The sequence below is a fragment of the Variovorax sp. Varisp36 genome (genome assembly GCF_047304235.1).
Lineage (GTDB): Bacteria > Pseudomonadota > Gammaproteobacteria > Burkholderiales > Burkholderiaceae_C > Variovorax.
Genome location: NZ_JBGLYU010000005.1, coordinates 70,118 through 95,198 on the forward strand (window position 1 = coordinate 70,118; position 25,081 = coordinate 95,198).

Genomic DNA, 25,081 nt, shown 5'->3' on the forward strand with positions numbered 1-25,081 from the left:
CGTTCCTTCGCGACACGCTGGCTCTTCAGTGGTGCCGCTTGAAGTACTGGACTTCGCGCTCGTGCTGCCGGGCCTGCTCCTGCGAAGCGAAGGTGCCCAGGTTGCGGCGCTTGCCGGTCTTGGGGTCGATCTTGCGGGAATACAGGCGGTATTCGCCCGAAGCGAGTTTCCGGATCATTGCGCACTCCTTTTTTCACTTGGCAGGACCAATCTGCGCCGCCGGCGCCGGCCGTCTGTCGGACGGGTTCACTTCGCTCTGAGGGAGCGCGAGTGCGGTGGCACGCGACAAGGGTTTCTGTTCCTACATTCGCTGCCTGGCCGCTCCCACAGCGGACCTGCGCTGCAAGGTCGAAACCCGAACTCTAGAGGCCTGTTTCCGGTCTCCATCGCGCAAAGGAACGAACCATGAAAACGACGCACAAGCCCGCAGCCACGAAAAGCCGCCAGGCCGGCGCCCCGGTGCAGGACGCCATCGGCCCCCACGACGACAACCCGCCGTCGCGCGGCGCGGTACAAAGCGGCGGTACCCCCGACACCGCACCGCTGAACTTCGACGACGACGAGATCTATTCGGGCCGCTACAAGGTGCGCAGCGGCGGCACCACGCACGCCAAGGGCGGCGACAGCGGCCTGCTCGGGCCGCCGGCCGAACAGCTGTCGCCGACCAATTCGCCCAGCGACCCGGCCTTGCGGCGAGGCCGTTCGTAGGCGGGAGGCCGACCATGTTCCGGGACCGCGTCGATGCAGGCCGCCAGCTCGCGGCGCTGCTCGGCCAGTACCGCGACGCGCCGGATGCGCTCGTGCTGGCGCTGCCGCGCGGCGGCGTGCCTGTCGGTGCGGAAGTCGCGCGCGCACTGAATCTCCCGCTCGACATCATGGTGGTGCGCAAGCTGGGGCTTCCCGGCCACGAGGAATATGCGGCCGGGGCGATCGCCGCTGGCGGCGTGCGCGTGACCGGCGAGCCCTGGGCCGACCTGGCGCCCGTCTTCGAACGCGAGCAGCGGGAACTGGCGCGCCGCGAACGCGCCTACCGCGGCGGCCGGGCGCCTTGCGAGCTGGCCGGCAAGACCGTCATCCTGGTCGACGACGGCCTCGCCACCGGCCTGTCGATGCGTGCCGCGATCATCGCGGCGCGTTCGCTCGGCGCGGCGAAAGTCGTTGCCGCGGTGCCGGTCGGCGAAGCCATGGCGTGCCAGGCGCTGGCACAGCCCGCGAAGGCGAGCGAGTTCGCCGGCCGCAGCGACCTCGAGCGCATAGGCTCGCGTGCGGACGAGGTGGTCTGCATGCACATGCCCGATCCTTTCCACGCCGTGGGCGCGTGGTACGGCGTCTTCGATCCGCCCAGCGACGACGAGGTGCGCGACACCCTGGCTTCGTGGAGCCGTCCATGAGCGACCTTCATGAGGAAGGAGACAGCGAAAACGCGGCGCACTGACACTGAAGATCGGCTGTCGATTTCCCCTCTTGAAATCCTGGCGAGCGAAACTATGTTGACTTCCGTTGGAACCTGGTCAAACCGAAAAGGAGGCACTCAAATGACCATGAACCTGCTGAGGCAAATCGCCACCTCCCGCTTGCCCGTGTCCTTCTACCGGACGGAGGACATCGACAAGGTCCGGCTGCTTCGGGCCGCGGGCCTCGTAGTGGCCCTGGTGCCGTCGCCCTCCGACCCCATCGCGCTTGCGGGCACGCCGTCCGCGGCGCAGGTGCTCGCCATCACCAGCAAGGGGCGGGAAGAACTGGCGAAGTTCGACTATCCGGTGACCCGCCCGCCGCGCTGGCGCTTGCGGATGCCGCGAATCAAGACGCTCGCGCGCGCCGGTCCGGCGGCGCCGCCCCCGGCCCAGCGCGAATCGAGCAGGCTCCAGTAGCGCCTGGAGCACGGGGGCACGCCGCCGGCTTTTCGTTGTTTCTGCATTCAACTTCTTACGGAGGTTTCGCCATGTATCGATCCTTGTTTCCTCGCGACATCTTTGCGGAGATGGACCGCCTGCAGCGCGACGTGCAGCAGGCTTTCGACCTGTCTCCTTCCATCCGCGGCATTGCCTGGAACGGCTTCCCCGCGCTGAACGTGGGCAGCACCCCGCAGACGCTGGAAATCTATGCCTTCGCGCCGGGCGTGGACCCCTCTACGCTCGAGGTCAACCTCGAGCGCGGCCTGCTGACCATCTCCGGGGAGCGCAAGAGCGCGCTCCCCGAGGAAGGCGACAAGGCCGCGGTGCACATCAACGAGCGCTTCGAAGGCGCATTCCGCCGCGTCATGACGCTGCCGGAAGACGCCGACCCCGACGCCGTGAACGCCAGCATGAGCGATGGCGTGCTGCACATCACCGTCCAGCGGCGCGCGTCCGCGCAGCCGCGCCGGATCGCCATCCAGTAGCGAGCCGGAGGAACCCCTAACGAACCGAACGAAAGGAGCCACACCATGAAACGCGATCTCCAGACCTCGTCGGCCGCCGAACCGGGCAAGCTCGCACAGAGGGACTCGTCTCGCCATGCCGAGGCCGCGCTGACGCCGGCCGTCGACGTGATCGAGGACAGCGGCGGCATCACGCTCTACGCCGACCTGCCCGGCGTGAGCCGCGACAGGCTGAACCTCCACGTGGAAGCTGCGACGCTGACCATCGAAGCCGAGTCCAGCCTGACAACGCCCGAGGGCCTCAACTCCAGCCACACGGAGGTGGGCCTCGCGAGGTTCAGGCGGGTGTTCACGCTGAGCAAGGAGCTTGACACCCAGAACGTCACCGCCGAACTGGCGCAGGGCGTGCTGCGGCTGCGGATTCCCAAGGCTGCGCACGCGAAGGCGCGGCGCATCGAGATCCAGGCCGCCTGAGGGCTTGCACGGCGCCCCCGCTCCCGCGGCGGGCGCCGCGCAGGAAATGCCCGTACCGGGGTTGCCGGACTTGGGCGCAAAATCGCTCCTCCCGAATGCCGCACTTTCCCTGCGAGCCCGAATGCCCGATTCCCAGACCTCCGGTGCCCCTGCGCCGTCCTCCGCACCCGCGACGCTGGCGCCAAGTTCACTGAGTTTCCCCGTCGTCGGCCTTGCCGGATCGGCCGGCGGAATGGAAGCGCTGATGCGCTTCTTCGAGCACATGCCCGAGCGGCCGGGCATGGCCTTCGTGGTGATCCTGCACCTGTCGCCGGACCATGAAAGCAGCGCCCCCGAGATCCTGCAGCGCACGACGGCCTTGCCCGTGGCCCAGGCGACCGGCACGATGCCGATCGAGGTCGATCACATCTACGTGATTCCGCCCGGCGTCGAACTGACGATGAACGGCGGCAACCTGCAGGTCACGCAGGGCGAGCGGCCCTATGGACGCGCAACCGCGGCGGACGTCTTCTTCCGCACGCTGGCGCAGGTGCACCGCGAGCGCGCGGTCAGCATCGTCCTGTCGGGCACCGGCAGCGACGGCGCGGTCGGGCTCACCCGAATCAAGGAGCATGCGGGCCTGACCATGGCCCAGTCTCCGGAGGACGCGACCTACGGTGGAATGCCGCTGGCCGCCATCGCCACCGGCATGGTCGACTTCGTGCTTCCGGCCGACCAGATGGGCGAGCGGCTGGTCGATGTATGGCGCAACGCGCGCCACATCCAGCTTCCCCACGCGTCCGAGGTGGGCGCTTTCGTGGAGGAGCCGGAGGGCCTCGCCTCGTCGCTGCTCGCCGAGAAGGCGCTGCAGGAGGTCATGGCGCTGCTGAAGACCTACACGCGGCACGACTTCCTCCACTACAAGCGCGCCACGGTGCTGCGCCGCATCGAGCGCCGGCTGCAGGTGAACCGGCTGGCCGACCTGCCGGCCTACCGCGACTTCCTCCGGGAGCACCCGGAAGAGGCCGCGCCGCTGCTGCAGGACATGCTGATCAGCGTGACCAACTTTTTCCGGGACCGCGATGCCTTCGAGGCATTGTCCGGGGAGGTCATCGGGCCGCTGGTGGAGCGCAAGCAACCGGGCGAGCAGCTGCGGGTCTGGGTGGCAGGATGCGCGACCGGGGAGGAGGCGTACTCCGTCAGCATGCTGCTGCGCGAGCACGCCGATCGTTTGTCGAAGCCGCTGGACATCCAGGTCTTCGCAACCGACGTCGACGAGCGCGCCATCGCCACGGCCCGCAAGGGCGTGTATGCGCAGGGCATCGCGGAAGACATCGCGCCGGGCCGGCTGCGGCGGTACTTCCTGAAGGACCGCGACCAGTTCCGCGTGTCGGCCGCGGTGCGCGAGCCGGTGCTCTTCGCGCAGCACAACCTGCTGAGCGATCCGCCGTTCTCCAGGCTCGACATGATCTGCTGCCGCAACCTGCTGATCTATCTCGATCGCGACGCCCAGGCCCGCGTGCTCGGGATGTTCCGCATCGCGCTCAAGCCGGGCGGCTTCCTGTTCCTCGGCACCTCCGAGTCGACCGACGCGGCCGCGAACCTGTTCGCCGCCGTCGACAAGCGCCACCGCATCTTCCAGGTCAACCCCGAGTTTCCGCCCGCACGGCACGTGCCGGTGATCAGCGAGGCGCCGACCGCGCTGCCGACCGGCCCCGTCATGCAGGCACTGCGTGCAGCCAGGCGCAATGGCGGCGAACGGCCCAGCCTCGCCGAGCTGCACCAGGGCGCGCTGGAGCAGTTCTCGCCGCCCAGCGTGCTGATCGACAGCGACCACAACGTGCTTCACCTGTCCAACGGCGCCGGGCGCTTCCTCGAGCGCGCGAGCGGCGAGCCTTCGGACAACCTGCTGAACAACGTGCGCCCGGACATCCGGCTCGAGCTGCGCACCGCGCTGTTCAAATCGGCGCAGTCGTCGCACAGCGTCGAGGCGCGGCTCGTGCTGCGCCAGGAAGACGGCCGGCAGGTGTTCCTGAACATCACCGTGCGACCGGTGCAGCAGGAGCCGGGGAGCAGGCAGCTGATCCTGGTGGTCTTCGACGAGGTCGAGGAGAGCACGCGGCCGGACGATGGCGCACCGCCCGACGCCGCGCGCGAACAGCTGGTCGCCCAGCTCGAGGAGGAAATCAGGCAGCTCAAGCTCCACCTGCAGGACACCATCGAGAGCTCCGAGACATCGACCGAGGAACTGAAGGCCTCGAACGAGGAGCTGCAGGCCATCAACGAGGAACTGCGCTCGGCCAGCGAGGAACTGGAGACGAGCAAGGAAGAGCTCCAGTCGATGAACGAGGAGCTGGTGACCGTCAACTTCGAGCTCAAGATCAAGGTCGAGGAATGGGAGCACATCAACGACGACCTGCAGAACCTGATCGCCTCGGCCGAGATCGCCACCGTGTTCGTCGACCGGAGCATGCACATCAAGCGCTACACGCCGCATGCGAGCAACCTCTTCAACCTGATTCCCTCGGACCTGGGGCGCTCGCTGTTCGACATCACGACCCGGCTCGACTACCCCGAGCTGGCCGAGGACACGGCGTCGGCCTTCAGGGAATTGCGCGCGAGCGAGCGCCACGTGAAGAGCGCCGACGGACGGCATTTCCTCGCGCGCATCCTTCCGTACCGGACGGCCGAGGACCGGATCGAGGGGGCCATCCTCAACTTCTTCGACATCACCGAATTGCGGGCCGCGGAAGAGCGCGTGCGTGCGGGCGAGGAGCGGCTGCGGCGGGCGGCCGCGACGACGAGCGACTTCGCCATCATCACGGCCGACCCGCAGGGCATCGTCACCAGCTGGAATCTCGGTGCCGAGCGCATCTTCGGCTACGGCGAGGCAGAGATGATCGGCAGCCCGATCGCGACCATCTTCACGCCCGAGGACCGCGCGCACGGCGTACCCGAAGCGGAAATGCGCTGCGCGGCGCAGTCCGGCCGCGCCGAAGACGAGCGCTGGCACCAGCGAAAGGACGGCACGCGCTTCTTCTGCAGCGGCGTGATGACGCTGCTGGACGACAGGGCGGGAGGCGGCTTCGCCAAGATCGCGCGGGACATGACCGGCACCAAGCGGCACGAGCTCACGCTGGACCATCTGCTGGTCAAGGAAAAAAAGGCGAGCCTGAACGCCCAGATGGCCAACGAGCTGAAGGACAGGTTCCTCGCGGTGATGTCGCACGAGCTGAAGCAGCCGCTCAACCTGATCCAGATGAACGCGGAACTGCTGCTGCACCTGCCGGTGGCCATGGAAAACGCCAAGGTCCGGCGGGTGAGCGAGACCATCAAGCGCGCCGTCGGCAGCCAGACCCGCATCATCAACGACCTGCTGGACCTCTCGCGCATCCGCACCGGCAAGTTGCGGCTGAACCGGGTGCGCGTCGACCTGGGCGAGATCGTGCAGGCTGCCGCGAATGCCGCCGTTGCAGCCGCGCCCGAGAAGAAGCTGGTGCTGGAGACGCACTGCGAACCGGGCACCGAGTGCCATGGCGACCGGGTGCGCGTGGAGCAGATCGCCTGGAACCTGCTGAGCAACGCCGTCAAGTTCACGCCCGCGGGCGGGCGCATCTGCGCCCGCGTGGAGGCCGAGGGCGGATTCGCCAGGCTCACCGTGACGGACAGCGGCTGCGGCATCTCCAGCGAGTTCCTGCCGCATGTGTTCGGCATGTTCAACCAGGCCGTCGACGAGGCAGCGCCGTCCAACGCCGGGATGGGCATCGGCCTGGCCCTGGTGCAGGAACTCGCGCATGCCCACCAGGGGCGGGTCAAGGCGTTCTCGGCCGGCATCGGGAAAGGGTGCGAGTTCAGCGTGTGGCTTCCGCTCGAAGGCAAGGGCGCCGAGCAGGCGGCAACGCAGGCACAGGCGCAGGCCGAGGTCGATTTCAAAGGTTGGCGCGTGCTGGCGGTGGATGACTACGCCGACGCGCTGATTCCGTTCGCGGAGGTGCTGCGGCTGGAAGGCGCGACCGTCGACGTCGCGGAGAGCGCCAGGGAAGCGCTGGATCTGCTCGAGAAGAACACCTACGACCTGCTCGTGTCCGACCTCGGAATGCCGCAGATGGATGGCTTCGAGCTCATCGCGGAGGTGCGCCGCCGGCCCGCGACGCGCGAGCTGCGCTCGATCGCGATGTCGGGCCTGGGCCGGCGCGCGGATGTGCGCCGCGCGCTCGAGGCGGGCTTCAATGCGCACCTGCCGAAACCGGCGTCGATCGACGAGCTGAAGACCATCGTCGGCGGGCTCTAGACACCCGTCGCGGGCGTCAGAGGCAAAGCTCCACCTCCACGTGCGGGCCGCGCGGCGGCGATTCCGCCGAAACCACGATGCGGTTGCCGATGCGCTGGAACCTCAGGTCCACAAGGCCCTGGCCGACCTTCAGCCGTTCCACGCGCAGCTGCTCGATGTTCGCCGGCAGGCGCGGCTGCACGATGCGCACCTTGTTGCGGATGCCGTCGATCTCCACGCCCAGGCAGGCCTGGACCAGCATGAACGCCGAACCCGCTGCCCATGCCTGCGGCAGGCATGCGACCGGGTAGGCCACGGGGGCCTGGCCGGGCTGGCGGTCGAAGCCGCAGAAGAGTTCCGGCAGGCGCATGCCGAAATGCGCGGCGGATTCGAAGAGCTCGTCGAGGATGCGCATCACGCCCTCGCGCTCGCCGTACCGCGCCAGGCCCGCCGCGCACAGGGCGGTGTCGTGCGGCCACACCGAGCCGTTGTGGTAGGACATGGGATTGAAGCGCACGGCCTCCGTGGGCAGCGTGCGAACGCCCCATCCGGAGGTGAACGAGGACGACATCAGTTGCCGCCCCACCGCCGCGGCACGGTCCTGGTCCGGCAGGCCGAAGAACAGCAGATGGCCGGCGTTGGAGGCGCGGACGCGGCAGGGCAGCCCCAGGCCGTCGACGGCCAGTGCATAGAACTGCTGGTCCTCGAGCCAGAAGCATCTCTCGACCGCCTCGAGCACCGCCTCGGCGCGCCGGCGCCAGCGCTCCGCGGCCGCGTCGCCGCGCCATTCGGCCATCGTCGACATCGCAAGGAACGCGTCGTACGCGTAGCCCTGCACCTCGACCAGCGCAATGGGCCCCACGGGCGTGCGCCCGTCGGCGTGGAAGATCGAATCGTGGCTGTCCTTCCAGCCCTGGTTGACGAGGCCGCTGGCCTCGCCGCGCTGGTAGGCCAGCAGCCCCTCGGGGTGGCGCGACATGTTGCGCTCCATCCAGTCGCAGGCGGCGCACAGCGAGGGCCAGATGCGCGCGATGGCGGCGTGGTCGCCGGTGCGCCGCGCATAGGCGCCCGCGAGCGCCACGAACAGCGGCGTGGTGTCGACGCCGCCGTAGTACTCGCCGAAGGGCAGCTCGTCCACGGCGGCCATTTCGCCCTTGCGGGTCTCGTGCATGATCTTCCCCGGCTCGGAGTCGCGGAAGGTGGAGGTCTGGCGCGCCTGTCTCGCCGACAGGAAGGTGAGCACGCCCTCGGCCAGCCGCGGATCGATCCATAGCGTCTGGAACGAGGTCACGATCGCGTCGCGCCCGAAAGGCGTGGAGAACCAGGGGATGCCGGCGTACGGATAGGGCCCGGTGGGCAAGTCGGTGGTCAGCAGCGCCAGGTCGGCGCGCGAGCGCTCCAGCCATGCCTGGAACAGGCGCCCCGAACTCTGCAGGCGGGCGCCCCTGCGCTGCCGCGCGCGCATGCGCCACCGCGCGAGCGTGCAGGCTTCGCGAAATCGCTGCGGAGTCGGCCGCGCGGGCTGCTCGCCCACTTCGACATGCAAGGTCCATTCGCCGTGTGCGGCGAGCCGCACATCGAATTCGGCGCTGCCGGCGTCCATGCTGCGCGGGGTCATGGAGAAATCGATGCAGGCGCTGCGCAGGAGGGTGTCGAGCCCGCGATAGCGAAGCGTCGCGCCGTCGGGGCGCACTTCGGGGGCGTCGAAGTCGCCACGCCGGGCGCGGCGCTGCCCGCGCACCTCGAACATGTCGCGGAAGTCGGCGCCGAAGCGCAGGCCCAGCGGCACGTGGGCCGCCTGCTCGCCGTAGTTCACGAGGCGGATGCGTTCGAAGAGGCGGGCGTTCCACAGGAAGCGCTTGCGCTCCAGGTGGATCACGCCCTGCGGCATCGACGTCGAGCCGAGCACGGGCAGCGGATGGTTCGTGAGGTTCGCGATGAAGAACACGTTGTCCTGGCTCACGCCGCTGGAAAGCAGCGATGGCCGCTGCGCGTCGAGGCTCAGCGCGAAGGTCGAGAGCATGCGCGTGTCGTTGTGGAACAGTCCGTCGACGCCGCCGCCCACGTCGCCCAGCGCGTCCATCACGAAATAGGTGTCGCCTTCCTTCAGGACGAAGGCCTGCTGCACGGCGCGCTCCGTGGCCGGCTCGGCCTGGTCGGCGGCGGTGGCTTCTGCATCGGTGCTCATGTCTCAGGCCGCTTTCTGGAGAACCGGCAGCGGCGGCTGCTTCTCCGGCAGGGGGGCGCCGCCGCCCACGAGGCGCGCATAGAGCTCCAGGTAGGCCTTGGCCATGGCGCGCGCGGAGAAGCGGCTGTCGAAGGCCTGCCGCACGAGGCGGCGGTCGAGCCGGTCGATCTCGTGCACCGCCGCGACGGCCTGCGCCTCGCTCTCGACGATCACACCGCTCACGCCGTCCTCGACGATCTCGGGCACCGATCCGCAGCGCCAGCCGATCACCGGCGTGCCGCAGGCCATGGCTTCGATCATCACGAGCCCGAAGGGCTCCGGCCAGTCGATGGGAAACAGGAGCGCGCGCGCGCCGCCGAGGAAGGCCGCCTTGTCCTCGTCGCCGATCTCGCCGATGAAATCGACCAGCGGGTCGTCGAGCAGGCGGCGGATCTCCTGCTCGAAATAGTGCCGGTCGGCGGGGTCCACCTTGGCGGCGATGCGCAGCGGCAGGCCCGCCTTCCTGGCGATCGAGATGGCGCGGTCCGGCCGTTTCTCGGGCGAGATGCGGCCGAGGAACGCCAGGTAGCCGCCCGTGCCCTGTCCGAACGCGTAGGCCGATTCATCGATCCCGTGCGGCACGTTCGCGAGCCAGTTGGCGAAGGGCAGGGGGCGGCGCTGGTGGCGCGAGATCGATGCCAGCGGATACCTGTTCCAGCGCATGTAGGCCTCGGGCAGGTCGGCGATGTCGAGCCGCCCGTGCAGCGTGGTCAGCGTGCGCTCGGCCATGTCCTCGAAGAACGGGAAGTGCACCAGGTCGACGTGGAAATGAAGCACGTCGAACTCGCCAGCGCGGCGCCGAACCTCGTGGAGCATGGTCAGGTGGCTGGCCAGGTCCGACTTCAGTGGCGCGGGGTCCAGCCGCAGTGCCTGGGCGCGCATCGGCACCACCTTCGCGCGGCTGCGCGCGTCGGCACAGGCGAACAGCGTGACCTCATGGCCGAGGTCCGCCAGCGCATTGGCAAGGTGCGCGACGACTCTTTCGGTGCCGCCATAAAACCTGGGTGGAACGGCTTCGTACAGTGGCGCAATCTGCGCGATCTTCATTGTCAAGACGATCTCCTCGAAAGGGATGAATGAACAAGGAACGCGGCGGATACGGATAGGGGCGGCAGGGGCGGCGCCTGCGGCCCATTATTCGGTCTCGGCCGCTCGAATTCAAGGTTCGCCCATGCCGCGATTCCGGCCATCGGCCACCTCCTCGCGCTCGCCTTCGGGCACGCCCGCATGGCCGCGCCTGCGGCGTTCGGCGAGCGCGCGCTCCAGCGTGGCCTGGCTCTGTCTCGCAGCCGCCTCGCACTTCTGGTGCAGCACGACCAGTTCCTTGTCGGTGAGCTTCTCGATGCCCATGAATTCGTCCTGCGCGTCGGACGAGCGGATGAGTTCGTCGAGCTTGGTCTGCAGCGCCAGGCCGTCGCGGTTCTGGGTGTTCTGGATCAGGAACACCATCAGGAACGTCACGATCGTCGTACCGGTATTGATGATCAGCTGCCAGGTCTCCGAGAAGCCGAACATGGGCCCCGTGGCGGCCCACACCACCACCACCGCGACGCAGAGCAGGAAGGTCGTCGGGCTCCCCGCGATGCGCGCGACGTGGTTGGCGAACGAAGCGAAGAGTCGGTCCATGGGCGTATTCCTCCTGGGGCCCCGATGCTGGTTGCGCCGGCCCCATGGAGGCGTCGTCCGGAAGCGACGGCCACCGCGTCCCGGAATCCCGTCTTCGCGTCGGAGCGCACCCATACCGGCCGGGCTTTTTTCCCCGCCGCGCCCGTGTGGCCGGCCCTAGTCCGCCGCTCCTACAGGCGCTGACCCCGGGCTCCCACACACGGCGGTGCGGCGCTTGGATAGACCGGCAATCTGATCCGAAGCCGAACCATATCCAGGAGTCCTTCCATGAGCACCCCCACTTCCAGCAGCACCCCGGACGAGGACCGCGCCTTCCGTTTCCCCACGTCGGAGGATCACTCCGCTCCACCCGCGCACAGCGGCGGGACGCCCCCTGCCCGGGCCGTGACCGAGATGCCGCACGAGGACGCGATCGACCACGGCATCGAAGAGTCGTTCCCGGCGAGCGATCCGGTGTCGGTGAGCGTGTCGAAGTCGATGCCGGTGTCCGCGGCGCCCGCACCGGCGCGCGCCACCGCGCAGCGCACGCCGCCCCGCCCGGAGATGCCGGGGCTGGCAGCGGGCATCGTCGCGGCGGGAGGCGCCCTGGCACTGGCCGCCGCGGCGGGCTATCTCGTGGCGAGGCGCAGGCACTGAGGCCCGGGGTCGCCGATCCCGTTGCTTCCACCTTGCCGTCCAACAGAAAAACAGCAAAACAGGGAGATTTCATGCGCTTCGTGATGTTCTGCCATTCACTCGTTTCCGATTGGAACCATGGCAATGCTCACTTCTTGCGCGGCATCTGCAGCGAGCTTGTCGCGCGAGGCCACGAAGTGGCCGTGTACGAACCGCGCCGCGGCTGGAGCCGAGCCAACCTCGAGGCCGGACACGGCCGCAGGCCCGTGGAAGGCTTCGCGCGCGCCTACCCCGAACTGCGAAGCACGCCGTACGATCGCGCGACGCTCGACCTCGATGCCGTGCTCGACGGTGCGGACGTCGTCCTCGTGCACGAATGGAATGAGCCTGCGCTGGTGCGCCGCATCGGCCTGCACCGGCGCGACGGCGGCCGCTACCGCCTGCTGTTCCACGACACGCATCACCGCGCGGTGACGGACGAAAGATCCATGGCCGCCTACGACCTCGCCCATTACGACGGCGCGCTGGCCTTCGGCGATGTGATTCGCGACCTGTACCGCAGCAAGGGTTGGACACGCGAGGCGTGGACGTGGCACGAGGCCGCGGACGTGCGGCGTTTTCATCCACGCCCCGAGGTGGCACGCACCGGCGACCTGGTGTGGATCGGCAACTGGGGCGACGACGAGCGCGTGGCCGAGATCGACGAATTCCTGCTCGGACCGGTGCGCGACCTCGGCCTGAAGGCCCTGGTGCACGGCGTGCGTTACCCCGATCCCGCGCTCGACCGCCTGAGCGGGGCCGGCATCGAGTACGGCGGATGGATCGCCAACTACAAGGTGCCGCTCGTGTTCGCGCGCCACCGTGTAACGGTGCACCTGCCGCACCGGCCCCACGTGGAAGCGCTGCGCGGCGTTCCCACCATCCGCACGTTCGAGGCGTTGGCGTGCGGCATTCCACTGGTGAGCGCGCCCTGGCACGACACCGAGGGGTTGTTCACGCCGGGCCGCGATTTCCTCGTCGCGAACGACGGCACCGCAATGCGCCAACACCTGCACGACGTGCTCGGGGACCGCGAATTCGCCGATTCGCTGGCGCAGCACGGCCTTGCCACGGTGCTCGCCCGCCACACCTGCGCGCACCGCGTGGACGAGTTGTTCGCCATCCTCGCGCAACTCGATCGGGGCGACTCCTCCATTTCCGCGGGGAGGCTGGTTGCATGAAGCGGCGGTTCCCGCCCGCGGGATGCTGCGCCTCGGAGAAGGCTTACAGCCGCCATCGGGTGTAGACGACACGGGCCGCACGCGAGCGGCACACGATGAAGCTTCATTGCAATTTTTCCTTTTCTTCAACCCCGCCGGCGCCGCGGCTGCCCGGCATTTGCATGGAGCGATTTCATGACCAGCTACACCCACACAACCACCGGTACCACTACGAGCGTCATTCCCAACGACCAGGTCGTGGACGTGCTCGACGATCTCCTGGAAAACACGCGCGACGGCGAGTACGGCTTCCGCGCCTGCGCGGAAGAGGTCGACTCGGCGCAACTGAAGCAGGTGTTCCGGGAGCGCGCCGGCCAGTGCGCCAGCGCTGCATCGGAACTGGCGGGGCTCATCCGGCAGTACGGAGGCGAAGTCGATGACGGCGGCACGGTCGCCGGCGCGATGCACCGCGGCTGGGTGCACGTGAAGGGCAAGGTCGGCGCGGACAGCCCGCTGTCCATGCTGGAGGAATGCGAACGCGGCGAGGACGCGGCGGTCGCGCGCTATCGCAAGGCGCTCAAGCAGGAACTCCCGGCGGATGTGCGTGCCGTGGTGCAGCGCCAGGCCGACGGTGCCCAGCGCAACCACGACCAGATCAAGTCCCTGCGCGACCAGATGCGCAGTGCCAAGGCCTGAGCTGGAGCCATGCGGAGAGCCGCCCTGGACTGCCGCGCTCATGCGGCAGACCGGCAGGCGGCCTTCGCGTCCCGCCTCAGATGAAAGGCACCCCGCCCGTCACCGGAATGGTGGCGCCTGAGATGTAGCTTGCCTGGTCCGAGGCGAGAAGCACGTACACGGCCTGCAGCTCGGCCGGTTGGCCGGGGCGCTTCAGCGGCGTCTGGCTGCCGAATTCCCTGACCTTGTCGGGCGGCATCGTGGAAGGAATGAGCGGCGTCCAGAACGGACCGGGCGCCACGCAGTTCACCCGGATGCCCTTTTCGGCGAGCAGTTGCGCCATGCCGCCGGACATGTTCTGGATCGCCCCCTTCGTGGCCGCGTAGGCCACGAGGGTCGCGTTGGGCTTGTCGGCGTTGACCGAGGCCGTGCTGATGATCGAGCTGCCCGGCTTCATGTGCGCGGCCGCTGCCTTGCTGAGGAAGAAAGTGGCGTAGACGTTGGTGCGGAAGGTCCGGTCGAACTCTTCCTCGGAGATCTCGTCCAGCGACTTGTGGCTCATCTGGAATGCCGCGTTGTTCACGAGCACGTCGAGCTTGCCGAAGCGCTCGATGGCCGTGTCCACGAGCCGCCGGCAGTGCGCTTCCTCGCGGATGTCGCCTGCCACGCAGACGCAGCTGCGCCCCGCGCGCTCGACCCATTGGGCGGCGACGCGGGCGTCTTCCTCTTCTTCGGCCAGGTAGGAGATGAGCACGTCGGCGCCCTCGCGCGCGAAGGCGAGTGCGACGGCGCGCCCAATGCCGCTGTCCCCGCCCGTGACCAGGGTGGCCTTGCCCTGCAGCTTGCCGCTTCCCACGTACGAGTTCTCGCCGGAGTCGGGCGGCGGGTCCATGCGGGACTGGAGTCCGGGCGGCTGCTGTTCGGGGGTGGAAAACGGCGGGCGCGGCGCCGCTTTGCGTGGGTCGGTCATGTGCGTTCCTTTCGAGGTGAAAGGTGTGTTCTTCATCCGCCCAGCTCGCAGGGATGTAGGAGCGCTGCGCTTTTTCGATGCAGGCGAATGGGCCGGCAACCGGCAACGCCGCGAGCCCGGTTTTTCGACGGCAGCCGACCGCCGCGTCCGCATCTGTCCGACATGGCGCGCGCCGCCTGGGCCGAACCTTGGCTTGGCCCGGACGACCGGCGCTCGCGATGGCCGATTTCCGGAAGTGCACCAGGAAGCGCGCCGACCGATGCACCCCGGGAGCCCGGGCCCCGCCCGTTGCGCGCCGCAACGGAACTCCTGCCGAAACGCAAGGAAGGACTCTGATGACCCAGGAACTCTTCGATCGATGCATTGCCGCGTGCAATGCCTGTGCCACTGCATGCGGCCGCTGCGCGGCGGCATGCCTGCGCGAACCGGACGTGAAATCATTGGCCGCGTGCATCGCGCTGGACACCGACTGTGAGGCCATGTGCAGGCTCTGCGCATCGATGATGGCCCGCGGCAGCGTGCACGCCAGAGCCGCCTGCCGGCTGTGCGCCGAGGTCTGCAGTGCCTGCGGCGACGAATGCGCCAGCCATGACCACGATCACTGCCAGGCGTGCGCGACGGCCTGCAGGAGCTGCGCGCAGGAGTGCCGCAACATGGCGGCGAGCGCACCCTGAGGACGTCGCGGCGCAGCCGGTACCCGGGCGTATGGAAGCGCCATGCCGGGCGAAACACGCATCGGGATCTCCGGATGGAAATACGCGCCGTGGCGCGGCAAGTTCTATCCGCGGGGGCTTGCGCAGCGCCGCGAACTCGAATTCGCGTCGAGGAAGGTGTCGACCATCGAGATCAACGGCTCCTTCTACTCTTTGCAGAGACCCGAGTCGTATGAGGCGTGGCGAGAGCAGACGCCGGAGGACTTTCTCTTCGCGGTCAAGGGTTCGCGCTACATCACGCACATGATGCGTCTGGAGGACGCGGAGATTGCCTTGGCGAACTTCTTCGCTTCGGGCGTGCTCGCGCTGGGCGCCAAGCTGGGGCCGGTGCTGTGGCAACTGCCGCCGCGCCTGGCCTACGACGCCGAGCGCATCGACGCCTTCCTGTCGGTACTGCCGCGCGATGGTCGCTCGGCACTGGGGCTTGCGCAATTGCACGACGAGCGCGTCGACGGGCGCGGCTTCCTGCAAGCGCCGCGCGGGCTTCGCATCAGGCACGCGATCGAAGTGCGGCATCCGAGCTTCGCCACGCCCGACTTCGTGGCGATGCTGCGCCGCCACGAGGTCGCGCTCGTGGTCGCCGACACGGCCGGGCGGTGGCCGCTGATCGAGGACATCACCGCCGATTTCGTCTACCTGCGGCTGCACGGCGACAAGGAACTCTATGCGAGCGGCTACGGCGACGAAGCACTCGCGAAGTGGGCCGCGCGCATCGATGCATGGCGCCATGGCCGGCAGCTGGCAGGAGCGAGGCTGGCCTCGCCGCGTCCGGCGCGGCGCGGCATGCGCGACGTGTTCTGCTATTTCGACAACGACATCAAGGTGCATGCCCCGCACGATGCCGCCCGGCTCGCGCAGCGCCTGGGAGCCGGTGTGCCCGAGGCGTAGGACGGACCGATCACGCGCTTCAGATGGCAGCCTTCACGGCCCGTCTTCCCACGGTCCGATAAATCCCGGCACACAACAACCGGAAGGAAGAAGCGTGAAGAAATCCATCTGGAAACTCTACGGATATGGCTGGGTCACTCTGGGCTTCTTCCTGGTCTCGCTGCTCGGGCATTGGGTGTTCGGCTGGTTTGCCTACGTGGACGAACAGAAGCAGTTCGGCCACCCCGTCGAGTTCGCAGGCTATGCGATGCAGATGGGCCGCGACACGCTGGAGAACTGGCAGTCAGAGTTCTTGCAGCTGCTATGGCAGATCGGCGGATTGGCCTTTCTCCTGTACGTCGGCTCTCCTCAATCGAAGGAGGGCAACGACCGGGTGGAGGCGAAGATCGACGCCATCCTCGCGGCGGTCGATCCGAAGAACGCCGAAAAGCTGATCGACGAAATCGACCGCGAGTACGAAGGGCGCGACCCCGATCCGCGCTGGGCGGCTGCGCGCGAGCGTGCGCAGTAGGCCGCCACGTCTCAGGTGGCGTACTGCAGCTGCTTCTGGACGATCGGGAGCAGCTTCACGGCCAGGGCCTTCAGCTCCGGGTCCTTTGCCGTCGACTGGGTCTTCTGCAGCAGCTCGACGGTCGCCTTGTGCTGGCCGAAGCCGGACTGCGACATGTACTGCCGGTCGAAGGCTGCGCCCTTGAGCGCCTTGAGTTCGGCGAGGGCGACGGCGTATCGTGCGCCCGGACCCGAAGGCAGCCGGATGTTCTTTTCCCTTGCGAACAGTTCAGTTTCCTTCATGGCCTGCGTGTGGTTGTCGACCATGGTTCGCGCGAACTGCCGGATCTGGTCGCTCTGCGCTCTCTCGAGGCCGAGCTGGCCCGATTCGATCTCCGCCAGATTGGCCTCGGCAATGTCGCGCAGCAGGGCGCTGTCGGCCGGATCGAGCTGCCCGGCGGCGGCCTGCGCCTCGATGGCCGGCGCATCGGCGGCGACCAGGATTCCGTGGCGTTGCGAATGCGTTGCCATCGACGAGGTCAGCAGCACTGCCAATATCGCCAACGTGCCGAGAACATGGAGGTGGAACGGGCGGTGGTGGTGGATGAGGATTCGATGTCGCCGTATTTGCATGCGAGCCTCCTGCAACACTTGGACGAGGCCATCGTAGGGATCGTCTCGCGCGAGCGCACGACGCCACACCCCCATGCGGATGTAGGCAGTCGCCGCCAATGGCCGCCGAGGTTGCCGGGCGAATCGTTCAGAACTCGCCCTGTCCCCCGGTGCGGTCGTGGACCCACCGCATGGCCTGTTGCTCTCCATGGCGCAGCGCCTCGGCCTCGCTTGCATAGGCGGCGTTGTCCGTGTCGGCGGGAAGCCTGGTGTCCTTTTCTCCCGGATCGTCCGGACGGCAGAACACGACCGGCCTGTAGAGGCCGCGATCGATGCGCTGGGTGCCGCAGGAAACGATCCATCCGCGGTATGCGAACGTGAGAAGCCGATCGACGACATCGCTCGAGTCGGGTGTGCCCGGTGAGCCGGGAATGCTGGCAGTCATGGAAGTCCTTCGGGGTCGAAACTGGGCAGTCTTCAATCTGCAGGATTCACGGGCCGCGCGTGTGAGAAACGGCCCATCGCTCGTGTCAGTCCTTCGCCTTGCGCGGCAGCGCAATCCCCAGATCCTTCAGCCACGCCTGCCAGGCCTCGTCGCGCTGCCGGGGGTCGCCACGCAGCAATGCGGAGGGATGCAGGGTGACCAGCACGGGCCGCCCCGACGGGTCGCCGTGCCAGCGGCCGCGCTCCTTCGTCACCGCCACCTGCCGTCCGAGAAGTACGCGCGCTGCCGTGGCGCCCAGGGCGACGAGGGCAGGGGGGCGCACGAGATCGATCTCGTCCTGCAGCCAGTGATGGCAGGCTTCGGCCTCGCGCTGGGCCGGCGTCTTGTGCATGCGCCGCTTGCCGCGCAGCTCGTACTTGAAATGCTTGACCGCATTGGTCACATAGAGTTCTTCGCGCGTCCAGCCCAGTTCGTCCAACGCCCGGTCGAGGAGCTTGCCAGCCGGTCCGACGAAAGGCCGGCCCTGCACGTCCTCCTTGTCGCCGGGCTGCTCGCCGACCACCATGATGGCCGAGCGAACCCGGCCCTCGCCGCACACGGCCTGCGTGGCGCGCGCACCGAGGGGGCATTCGCGGCATCGGTCGGTCGCCTTCTTCAGCTCGAGCAGCGCCTCGCGCGTGCGTGCGACCGAAAGGCGCGTGGGCACGGCCGCTTCTCCTCTCGCGGTCGTGGCACTACGCTGGACAACGAGATCGCTGACGGTACTTTTCATCGGAAGACTCCGGGCTCGTGGTCGAGGGCAGGTGGAAAAGGCCGACGTTCTTCCGTGCGAAAGCGCGGGCCCGCCGCGCTGCGCCGCCATGCGATGTCGGACGAAGCCGCGAATGGCGCTGCCGCTGCGCACACGGGTGCTGCAAATGAAAAAATGGCCGCATGCCTTCCCGATCTGCCGCATCTCCAGGCGTGCTCGCCGACGAAAGCGCCGCGGGCCACACCGCGCTGCTGATCATCGACATGATCAGTTGCTGGGATTTCCCCGATGCGGAAAAGCTGCTCGTGCGCGCTGCGCGGATCGCGCGGCCCATCGCGGCGCTGAAGGCGCGGTGCCGCAAGGCCGGCGTGCCGGTGATCTACGCGAACGACAACCGGGGCCGCTGGCGCTCCGATTTCCGCGCACTGGTGGACCAGGCGCTGGCGCAGGGCGGCGCCGGTGCAGCGATCGCGAATGCGTTGAATCCCGACGCCGACGACTACTTCCTGCTCAAGCCCAAGCAGTCCGCGTTCTTCGGCACGCCGCTCGAACTGCTGCTGCAGCACCTGGACGCCGACCGCCTCATCCTTACGGGCGTGGCGAGCGACCAGTGCGTTCTCGTGACGGCGAGCGAGGCAGGAATGCGCGACCTCTCGGTGGTGGTGCCGCGCGATTGCGTGGCCTCTCAGTCGGCCAGGCGCAACGACATCGTGCTGCGGCAGCTGAAGGAGTTCCTGAAGCTGCCGATCACGTCCGGCGCGCGGATCCGCCTGGCGGGCCCGCGATCGCCGCGTCAGAAGCCGTAGTACTTGTTGATGGTGGCGCTGTACCGGTCGTCGTAGTCCGGTACCTGGTCGTCGGTGTAGCGCGGCGCCTTGTCGAGCATGGCCTTGTCCAGGGGCACCACGTAGCCGTCCTGCGAGGTGTCGTACTTGAGCATGCTCCAGGGAATGGGATAGCGGTCGGTGCCGATGCCGAGGAAACCGCCGAACTCCAGCACCGCATAGCGGACCTGGCCCGTGAGTTTGTCGATCATGAGGTCGTCGATCGAGCCGAGCTTGTCGCCCGATGTGTTGTAGACACTCGTCCCCTCGACGCGATCCGACGAGATCACGGTGGCAATGGAAGTGGCTGCCATGAATATCTCCTTGACGGCACTTCTGGGAAAGCGCCGGCGTTTGCTTGCAGAGCCCAGGGAGGAGGTGTCGCTCTGCGTGGGAGACGCGCGGATCGGTTGCAGCACCATCGCGCTGTAGGAGATTCCCCCATCCCCGACGGCCGGGGGTTTGCGCGGCAATTACTCCTGTGCGGCCGGTGCCCCGGATTCCTGCGGCGGCGCTTGCTGCGCCTGTTGCTGGCCTTGCGGCGTATCGACCGAAGTGGTCTCCACGCGCGTGCCGTGGCTCCTGGGCACGATGCCTTTGACAAGGTGGCGGGGTACGTGGTGCGTCTTCACCAGCTGCGCGAGCATCTCGCTGCGCGCTGGCTCGCACGCCGGTAGAAACATGTGCAGTGCGCTCATGATGTCGTCCCCTAAATGCCAGGAGAGGAGAGCGGCCGGCCCGGCTGGAGGGCGCGGAGCCTCGGGTTCGAGGGTGACCTCTGGCGTGGTCGCCGGCATTATGAGCACCTGAATTCCGCGGCGCACATGCGGCCCCGCATCGGCCCCTCTGGCATAGATGGCTTCGGCGCGGCTGTCCCGACCGCGACCTGTCTTGGGGCCGCGGCAGTTGCCAAAAGAGCGCGGTCTGCCCCAAAATAACTTACCGTGCGACAGGTAATATTTTCAAGGACACCCAAGGAGACATGATGACTTTCAATACGTTGCTGCTCGAGGTCAAGGACCGGATCGCGGTGCTCACGCTCAATCGCCCTCCCGTCAACGCCCAGAACGCCGAGCTGCGCAGCGAGCTGACGCAGGTGTTCGACGAGCTTTCCGATCGCGACGACGTCTCGGTCATCGTGCTTACCGGCAGCGGCAAGACTTTCTCGGCCGGCGCGGACATCCGCGAGCGGCCCAACCTCGGCGCCACGCCCGGCGCCTATGGCCGCCACAACCGCCTGGTGCGCGAGTCGTACTACGCGGTGGTGGAGTGCGCCAAGCCCGTCATCGCGGCCATCAACGGCCCGGCCATGGGCGCGGGCTTCGGCCTCGTGATGGCCTCCGACATCTGGGTGGCGTCGGAGGACGCCTTCGTCTCGATGCCCGAGATCAACGTCGGCCTGGCCGGCGGCGTGACCTTCCTGCAGGAGGTGTTCGGCCGCTCGCGCGCGCGGCGCATGTTCTACACGGGCATGAAGGTCACCGGCCAGGAGCTGTACCGCCTCGGCCTCGTGGAAGCCTGCCTGCCGGCCGACGAACTCATGCCCTACGCGATGGAGATCGCCGCCGAGATCGCCTCCAAGAGCCCGATCGCGCTGCGCCTGGCCAAGGAAGCGGCCCGCATGACGCAGGTGATGCCGTCGCGCGATGCCTACCGCTACGAGCAGGGCAACACGGTGGCGCTGTCGAAGACGGAAGACGCGAAGGAAGCGCAGCGCGCCTTCCTCGAGAAGCGCGCGCCCGTCTACACCGGACGCTGATGGCGCGCGGCACCGGGACCTTGCGCCGACATGGTGCGTGCTATTATTTTTTGATCGATTGCGGACCGATTGCATGGCTGTTCAGCCGCTGCCCCCGCAAGCTCCCACGCCAAGAATTTCAAGAGGACCTTCGCCCATGGCAACCCAGTCCAACGTCGCCGAGGCGGCAGATCCGGAACGGGGCTCCAGGCGCAAGTCCGACGTGCGCCAGGAGCAGCTGACCGAAATCGCCTGCCGGCTCTTCGCCAAGAAGGGCTACGAAGGCACGTCGCTGCGCGACATCGCCGACGAAGCCAAGATCACCAAGGCTGCGCTCTACTATCACTTCCCCAACAAGGAAGCGCTGTACGAGCGCATCGTGCTGGAGTCGATGCAGGCGCTGGTGGACTCGGTGCGCGAGGCGATGTCCCGCGGCAAGAGTCCGCTGGACAAGGTGCGCCTGTTCATGGAGTCGTCCGCCGACTTCCTGGACCGCAGCCGCAATTCCTGGATCGCGGGCTCCAACGCGTTCTGGTCCGGCAGTGAGGGCGATCCGCGCGCAGGGGCCGTCTACCTGCGCGACGAATACGAGCATCTCTTGCGCGACTGCATCGCCGAGGCCATCGCCAAGGGGGAGGTGCGCAAGGTCGACCCCGCCATCGCGGGACGCATGCTGCTGTCGATGCTCAACCACATCTGCCGCTGGCATTCGCCCAAGGGCCGCCTGAGCACCCGCGAGGTGATCGAGCAGTACCTCGACATGGCCTTCGGCGGCCTGCGCGCGACACCAAAGCGTTGAACCTTGGCGACGCTGCGGCGCCCACGCGCGCTGCATCGCCTGGAAGGGTAAACCCGATTCGTAACTTACCGGCCGTTAAGTAAACTTCCTTCGAGATCCAGCGATGCAAGTCCTTCAACGATTCCTTCTCGCGATGTGCTGCGGCGCGCTTGCCGCGGTGCCGGCCATGGCCCTGGCGTTTCCCGACAAGCCGGTGCAACTGATCGTTCCGTACGCGGCCGGCGGGCTCACCGACAACCTCGCACGCATCGTCGCCCCTGCGCTGTCGGCGCGCTGGGGCCAGCCGGTGGTGATCGACAACCGCAACGGGGGAGGCACCTCCATCGGCACCGCCGCGGCCGCGCGTGCGCCGGGCGACGGCTACACGCTGCTGCTCACCGCCTTCGGCTACATCGGCAATCCGCTGCTGATGAAGAACCTGCCCTACGATCCCGCCGCGCTGGTGCCGGTCACCGTCGTGGCCGACGCGCCGAGCGTGCTGTTCGTGTCGGCCAGGCTGCCGGTGAACACGGTGCCCGAGCTGATCGCCTATGCCAAGGCGCATCCCAAGGGGGTTGTGTTTGCGTCCTCCGGCAACGGATCGAGCCCGCACATCGCCGCCGAGCTGCTGGCCTCGCTGACGGGCATCGACATCGTGCACGCGCCTTACCGCGGCAACGGTCCTGCGCTGAACGACCTGCTGGGCGGCCAGGTGCAGGCCATGTTCGATTCGGCCGCCTCGATGTCCTACGTGCGCGCAGGCCGGCTCAAGGCGCTCGGCGTTGCCAGCGACGCGCCGGTGGCGCGGATGCCCGAGGTGGTGCCCATCGCGCGCTCGGGCGTGCCGCAGCTTGCGGGCTTCGCCGCGGGCGGCTGGTTCGGTTTCTTCCTGCCGAGCAAGACGCCCGCCGAACTGCAGCAACGCATCTATGCCGACCTGCGCGCGGTGCTCGAGACACCCGAAGTGCGCGCGGCCCTCGAGCGCGCCGGCGTGGAGCCGCGCCTCATGACGCAACCGGAGTTCGCGGCCTACCTGCGCGCCGAGCACGACCGCTGGGCGCCGGTGATCCGCGAGCGCCGCATCCAGCTCGACTGAACAAGACCCGAGATGACCGCCTTCGAAAAAAAGCACACCGACACATGACAACGCCAACACAGACCGATCCCTACGCCGCGTTCCGCGAGGAGCTGCGCCAGTTCGCCGCCGAGCAGTGCCCGGAAGAACTCAAGCGCTTCGTGCGCAGCAACCAGAAGATCACGCGCAACGAATACCGCGTCTGGCAAGAGAAGCTGTTCGCCCGCGGCTGGGCCGCGCCCAACTGGCCCGTGGCCCACGGCGGCACCGGCTGGGACCTGCAGCAGCGCTACCTGTTCGAGGAGATCACCGCGCAGGCCGATTGCCCGCCGCAGTACCACCACGGCCTGGGCCACATCGGCCCGGTGATCCTGCACTTCGGCACCGAGGCGCAGAAGGCGCGCTTCCTGCCGCGCATCCTCGACGGCAGCGAGTGGTGGTGCCAGGGCTACTCGGAGCCCGGCGCCGGCTCCGACCTGGCCTCGCTCAAGACCTCCGCGCGCCGCGACGGCGACCACTACGTGCTCAACGGCCAGAAGATCTGGACCTCGCACGCGCAGGAGGCCGACATGATGTACACGCTGGTGCGCACCTCGAACGAGGGGCGCAAGCAGGCCGGCATCTCGCTGCTGCTGGTGCCGATGAACACGCCGGGCATCGAGGTGCGCCCGATTCCCACCATCGACCACTGGCACCACGTCAACGAGGTGTTCCTCAACGACGTGCGCGTGCCGTGCGAGAACCTGGTCGGCGCCGAAGGCGAGGGCTGGAAGTGCGCCAAGTTCCTGCTCGACCGCGAACGCCTGTCGCCCGCGACCGTGCCGCGGCTGGCGCGGCTTGCCGAGCAGGTCGAAGAGCTGCTGACGGCGCGGCGCGACGCCAATGCCGCCAGCGCCGCCTCGCCCAGCTTCCACGTGCTGCTGGAGCGCCTCTATCTCGCGCAGGCCGGCGTGAAGGGCGCACGCGAGATGCTGCTGAGCGCCATCCAGGAGGAGATGCAGGGCACGCTCGCGGCCTCCAAGTCGTCGGCGCTGAAGCTCTACTGTTCGGAGCTGTCGCAGCAGATCATCGGCATCGCGTTCGACATCGCGGGCCCGGCGCACGCGGCGCGATTGGTGGCTGCCACCGGCGTCGACGCGCAGCAGGATGCCGACCTGCAGCGCGAGCTCGTGCACACCTATCTTTTCTATCGCTCGCGCACCATCGCCGGCGGCACCAGCGAAGTTCAGAAGAACGTCATCGCGCGCGACCTTTTCGGAGCCTGAATCCATGCCATTCCACGCAGAGCCGATGTTCCCCGGCGACCTCTACGACACGACGCTGCGCGTTGCCGCCGCTGCCACCACGACCGCCGATGCCGATGCCCATGCATCGAGCGCAACCTGGCGCCAGTTCCTGGGCCTGGGCTGGCAGGCCGTGCTGGTGGCCGAAGCCAGCGGCGGTGCCGGCGCCTCGCTGGGCGACATCGCCGCCATCGCCGAGGCGGCCGGACGCCACGCGCTGGCCGCGCCACTGGTCGAGCGCTGCGCCGTGGTGCCCACGCTGCTGTCGCGCATCGGCGGCAACCCCGCCGCCGAAACGCTGCTGGGCGACATCGCGAGCGGCGAGGCCTCGGTCTGCCCGGTGCTGGCGCTCGACGACGCGGCCCCTGCCGCGCGCCTGCAAGGCGCACGCGTGGTGCTGCACGGCAGCCTGCGCGGCGCGGACCTCACCGAACCCGTGACGCACCTGCTGGCGTTCGTCGCGCTGGACGGCAAGGACGCGCTGGTGCTGCTGCCGCGCGCTGTGCTGGCAGGCGCCGCACGCAGCTACACGGGCATCGATGCACGCCACACCACCGACATCGACGTCGAGGGCCTCGCGCTGCCCGAGGCCGCCGTGCTGCTGAGCGGCGCCGCGGTTCGCCCGCTGGTGGACCACGCCAACGCGGTCGGCGCGCTGCTGTCGTGCGCGCAGATGGTCGGCGCCATCGGCGCGATGATCGAGCAGACCATCGAGTACCTCGGCACGCGCGAGCAGTTCGGCGTGGCGCTCGCCACCTTCCAGGCCCTGCGCCACAAGGTGGTCGAGATGTACGTGGCCTACGAGAATGTGCGCGGCATGGTGCGCCAGCAGGTGCTGGTGCTCGACGGCATGGGCTCGGCGTTGCCGGGGCGCGAGGTGCGGCGGGAACTGGCGCTGGTGAAGCTGTACCTCGCCTTCACAGGCCGCCAGGTCGCGGAGACTGCCATCCAGTTGCACGGCGGCATCGGCATGTCGCGCGAGCTGCCGGCGGCGCGGCTCGCCATGCATGCGCTGGCCTGCAGCCAGCGGTGGGGTGATCGTTTCAGCCAGCTCGACCGGCTCGCCGCCGATGCCGTGCTGCATTGAGGAG

28 protein-coding genes are annotated in these 25,081 nt (G+C 68.3%); 18 read left to right on the forward strand and 10 right to left on the reverse strand.

Annotated features, from left to right (window positions below; genetic code table 11):
* Nucleotides 1-25 precede the first annotated feature (25 nt).
* Complete coding sequence (locus ACCD11_RS04870) at nt 26-178, reverse strand: hypothetical protein (RefSeq protein WP_007832938.1); 153 nt, start codon at nt 176-178, stop codon at nt 26-28.
* A 227-nt stretch (nt 179-405) separates the two neighbouring features.
* Between ACCD11_RS04870 and ACCD11_RS04875 the strand changes: the two genes are divergently transcribed.
* From ACCD11_RS04875 to ACCD11_RS04900, 6 genes are all read left to right on the forward strand, one after another.
* Entirely contained in the window at nt 406-708 is a 303-nt protein-coding gene (locus ACCD11_RS04875) for a hypothetical protein (protein ID WP_007832939.1), read from the forward strand.
* Between the two features lie 14 nt (nt 709-722).
* Nucleotides 723-1,391, forward strand: a complete 669-nt coding sequence (locus ACCD11_RS04880; RefSeq protein ID WP_413312667.1) for a phosphoribosyltransferase — start codon at nt 723-725, stop codon at nt 1,389-1,391.
* Nucleotides 1,392-1,535: 144 nt separating this feature from the next.
* The gene (locus ACCD11_RS04885; protein ID WP_413312668.1) at nt 1,536-1,871 is read left to right on the forward strand and encodes a hypothetical protein; all 336 of its coding nucleotides are present in this window, start codon (nt 1,536-1,538) and stop codon (nt 1,869-1,871) included.
* Between the two features lie 71 nt (nt 1,872-1,942).
* On the forward strand, nt 1,943-2,380 hold the full coding sequence (locus tag ACCD11_RS04890) for an Hsp20/alpha crystallin family protein (protein WP_413312669.1): 438 nt from the start codon (nt 1,943-1,945) through the stop codon (nt 2,378-2,380).
* Between the two features lie 45 nt (nt 2,381-2,425).
* Nucleotides 2,426-2,833, forward strand: a complete 408-nt coding sequence (locus ACCD11_RS04895) for an Hsp20/alpha crystallin family protein (protein WP_413312670.1) — start codon at nt 2,426-2,428, stop codon at nt 2,831-2,833.
* Nucleotides 2,834-2,954: 121 nt separating this feature from the next.
* A complete protein-coding gene (locus ACCD11_RS04900) occupies nt 2,955-7,103 on the forward strand; it encodes a CheR family methyltransferase (RefSeq protein ID WP_413312671.1) in 4,149 nt (1,382 codons plus the stop codon).
* A 16-nt stretch (nt 7,104-7,119) separates the two neighbouring features.
* Here the strand turns inward: ACCD11_RS04900 and ACCD11_RS04905 are convergent, their stop codons facing one another.
* The 3 genes from ACCD11_RS04905 to ACCD11_RS04915 all read right to left on the reverse strand — a co-directional run bounded on the left by ACCD11_RS04905 (nt 7,120) and on the right by ACCD11_RS04915 (nt 10,935).
* Entirely contained in the window at nt 7,120-9,270 is a 2,151-nt protein-coding gene (locus ACCD11_RS04905; protein WP_413312672.1) for a glycogen debranching N-terminal domain-containing protein, read from the reverse strand.
* A gap of 3 nt (nt 9,271-9,273) precedes the next feature.
* Nucleotides 9,274-10,356: a glycosyltransferase family 4 protein gene (locus ACCD11_RS04910; protein ID WP_413312801.1), complete on the reverse strand. Its 1,083-nt coding sequence runs from the start codon at nt 10,354-10,356 to the stop codon at nt 9,274-9,276.
* A gap of 111 nt (nt 10,357-10,467) precedes the next feature.
* Nucleotides 10,468-10,935: a low affinity iron permease family protein gene (locus ACCD11_RS04915; RefSeq protein ID WP_413312674.1), complete on the reverse strand. Its 468-nt coding sequence runs from the start codon at nt 10,933-10,935 to the stop codon at nt 10,468-10,470.
* Between the two features lie 267 nt (nt 10,936-11,202).
* Here ACCD11_RS04915 and ACCD11_RS04920 point away from each other — a divergent pair, with 267 nt between their 5' ends.
* From ACCD11_RS04920 to ACCD11_RS04930, 3 genes are all read left to right on the forward strand, one after another.
* Nucleotides 11,203-11,571, forward strand: a complete 369-nt coding sequence (locus ACCD11_RS04920; protein WP_413312675.1) for a hypothetical protein — start codon at nt 11,203-11,205, stop codon at nt 11,569-11,571.
* Nucleotides 11,572-11,753: 182 nt separating this feature from the next.
* Nucleotides 11,754-12,770: a glycosyltransferase gene (locus ACCD11_RS04925; RefSeq protein WP_413312676.1), complete on the forward strand. Its 1,017-nt coding sequence runs from the start codon at nt 11,754-11,756 to the stop codon at nt 12,768-12,770.
* Between the two features lie 174 nt (nt 12,771-12,944).
* A complete protein-coding gene (locus ACCD11_RS04930; protein ID WP_413312678.1) occupies nt 12,945-13,445 on the forward strand; it encodes a ferritin-like domain-containing protein in 501 nt (166 codons plus the stop codon).
* A 76-nt stretch (nt 13,446-13,521) separates the two neighbouring features.
* Here the strand turns inward: ACCD11_RS04930 and ACCD11_RS04935 are convergent, their stop codons facing one another.
* The gene (locus ACCD11_RS04935) at nt 13,522-14,394 is read right to left on the reverse strand and encodes a glucose 1-dehydrogenase (protein ID WP_413312680.1); all 873 of its coding nucleotides are present in this window, start codon (nt 14,392-14,394) and stop codon (nt 13,522-13,524) included.
* A 335-nt stretch (nt 14,395-14,729) separates the two neighbouring features.
* Here ACCD11_RS04935 and ACCD11_RS04940 point away from each other — a divergent pair, with 335 nt between their 5' ends.
* The 3 genes from ACCD11_RS04940 (at nt 14,730) to ACCD11_RS04950 (ending at nt 16,506) form a co-directional block, all read left to right on the forward strand.
* Nucleotides 14,730-15,068: a four-helix bundle copper-binding protein gene (locus ACCD11_RS04940; protein WP_413312682.1), complete on the forward strand. Its 339-nt coding sequence runs from the start codon at nt 14,730-14,732 to the stop codon at nt 15,066-15,068.
* A gap of 42 nt (nt 15,069-15,110) precedes the next feature.
* Nucleotides 15,111-15,995 (forward strand): DUF72 domain-containing protein, encoded by an 885-nt coding sequence (locus tag ACCD11_RS04945; protein WP_413312683.1) that lies wholly within the window; start codon nt 15,111-15,113, stop codon nt 15,993-15,995.
* A gap of 94 nt (nt 15,996-16,089) precedes the next feature.
* Nucleotides 16,090-16,506: a DUF6766 family protein gene (locus ACCD11_RS04950; RefSeq protein WP_413312684.1), complete on the forward strand. Its 417-nt coding sequence runs from the start codon at nt 16,090-16,092 to the stop codon at nt 16,504-16,506.
* An 11-nt stretch (nt 16,507-16,517) separates the two neighbouring features.
* Here the strand turns inward: ACCD11_RS04950 and ACCD11_RS04955 are convergent, their stop codons facing one another.
* The 3 genes from ACCD11_RS04955 to ACCD11_RS04965 form a co-directional block, all read right to left on the reverse strand.
* A complete protein-coding gene (locus ACCD11_RS04955) occupies nt 16,518-17,117 on the reverse strand; it encodes a DUF4142 domain-containing protein (RefSeq protein WP_413312685.1) in 600 nt (199 codons plus the stop codon).
* A 127-nt stretch (nt 17,118-17,244) separates the two neighbouring features.
* Nucleotides 17,245-17,541, reverse strand: a complete 297-nt coding sequence (locus ACCD11_RS04960; protein WP_413312686.1) for a hypothetical protein — start codon at nt 17,539-17,541, stop codon at nt 17,245-17,247.
* 85 nt (nt 17,542-17,626) lie between these two features.
* Nucleotides 17,627-18,496, reverse strand: coding sequence for a UdgX family uracil-DNA binding protein (locus ACCD11_RS04965; protein WP_413312687.1), 870 nt, complete (start codon nt 18,494-18,496; stop codon nt 17,627-17,629).
* On the opposite strand from ACCD11_RS04965, the gene ACCD11_RS04970 reads away from it, so the two are divergent.
* On the forward strand, nt 18,475-19,098 hold the full coding sequence (locus tag ACCD11_RS04970) for an isochorismatase family cysteine hydrolase (protein WP_413312688.1): 624 nt from the start codon (nt 18,475-18,477) through the stop codon (nt 19,096-19,098). The genes ACCD11_RS04965 and ACCD11_RS04970 overlap by 22 nt on opposite strands.
* Here ACCD11_RS04970 and ACCD11_RS04975 read toward each other — a convergent pair.
* Complete coding sequence (locus ACCD11_RS04975; RefSeq protein ID WP_413312689.1) at nt 19,086-19,430, reverse strand: PRC-barrel domain-containing protein; 345 nt, start codon at nt 19,428-19,430, stop codon at nt 19,086-19,088. The two genes, ACCD11_RS04970 and ACCD11_RS04975, sit on opposite strands and share 13 nt — an antisense overlap.
* A gap of 159 nt (nt 19,431-19,589) precedes the next feature.
* Entirely contained in the window at nt 19,590-19,814 is a 225-nt protein-coding gene (locus ACCD11_RS04980) for a hypothetical protein (protein ID WP_413312691.1), read from the reverse strand.
* Nucleotides 19,815-20,101: 287 nt separating this feature from the next.
* Here ACCD11_RS04980 and ACCD11_RS04985 point away from each other — a divergent pair, with 287 nt between their 5' ends.
* The 5 genes from ACCD11_RS04985 to ACCD11_RS05005 all read left to right on the forward strand — a co-directional run bounded on the left by ACCD11_RS04985 (nt 20,102) and on the right by ACCD11_RS05005 (nt 25,077).
* Nucleotides 20,102-20,875 (forward strand): enoyl-CoA hydratase/isomerase family protein, encoded by a 774-nt coding sequence (locus ACCD11_RS04985; protein ID WP_007832974.1) that lies wholly within the window; start codon nt 20,102-20,104, stop codon nt 20,873-20,875.
* Nucleotides 20,876-21,011: 136 nt separating this feature from the next.
* Nucleotides 21,012-21,653: a TetR/AcrR family transcriptional regulator gene (locus tag ACCD11_RS04990; RefSeq protein ID WP_007832976.1), complete on the forward strand. Its 642-nt coding sequence runs from the start codon at nt 21,012-21,014 to the stop codon at nt 21,651-21,653.
* Between the two features lie 103 nt (nt 21,654-21,756).
* The gene (locus tag ACCD11_RS04995) at nt 21,757-22,728 is read left to right on the forward strand and encodes a Bug family tripartite tricarboxylate transporter substrate binding protein (protein WP_413312694.1); all 972 of its coding nucleotides are present in this window, start codon (nt 21,757-21,759) and stop codon (nt 22,726-22,728) included.
* A 44-nt stretch (nt 22,729-22,772) separates the two neighbouring features.
* On the forward strand, nt 22,773-23,972 hold the full coding sequence (locus ACCD11_RS05000) for an acyl-CoA dehydrogenase family protein (RefSeq protein WP_413312696.1): 1,200 nt from the start codon (nt 22,773-22,775) through the stop codon (nt 23,970-23,972).
* A gap of 4 nt (nt 23,973-23,976) precedes the next feature.
* Nucleotides 23,977-25,077 (forward strand): acyl-CoA dehydrogenase family protein, encoded by a 1,101-nt coding sequence (locus ACCD11_RS05005; RefSeq protein WP_413312698.1) that lies wholly within the window; start codon nt 23,977-23,979, stop codon nt 25,075-25,077.
* Nucleotides 25,078-25,081 lie beyond the last annotated feature (4 nt).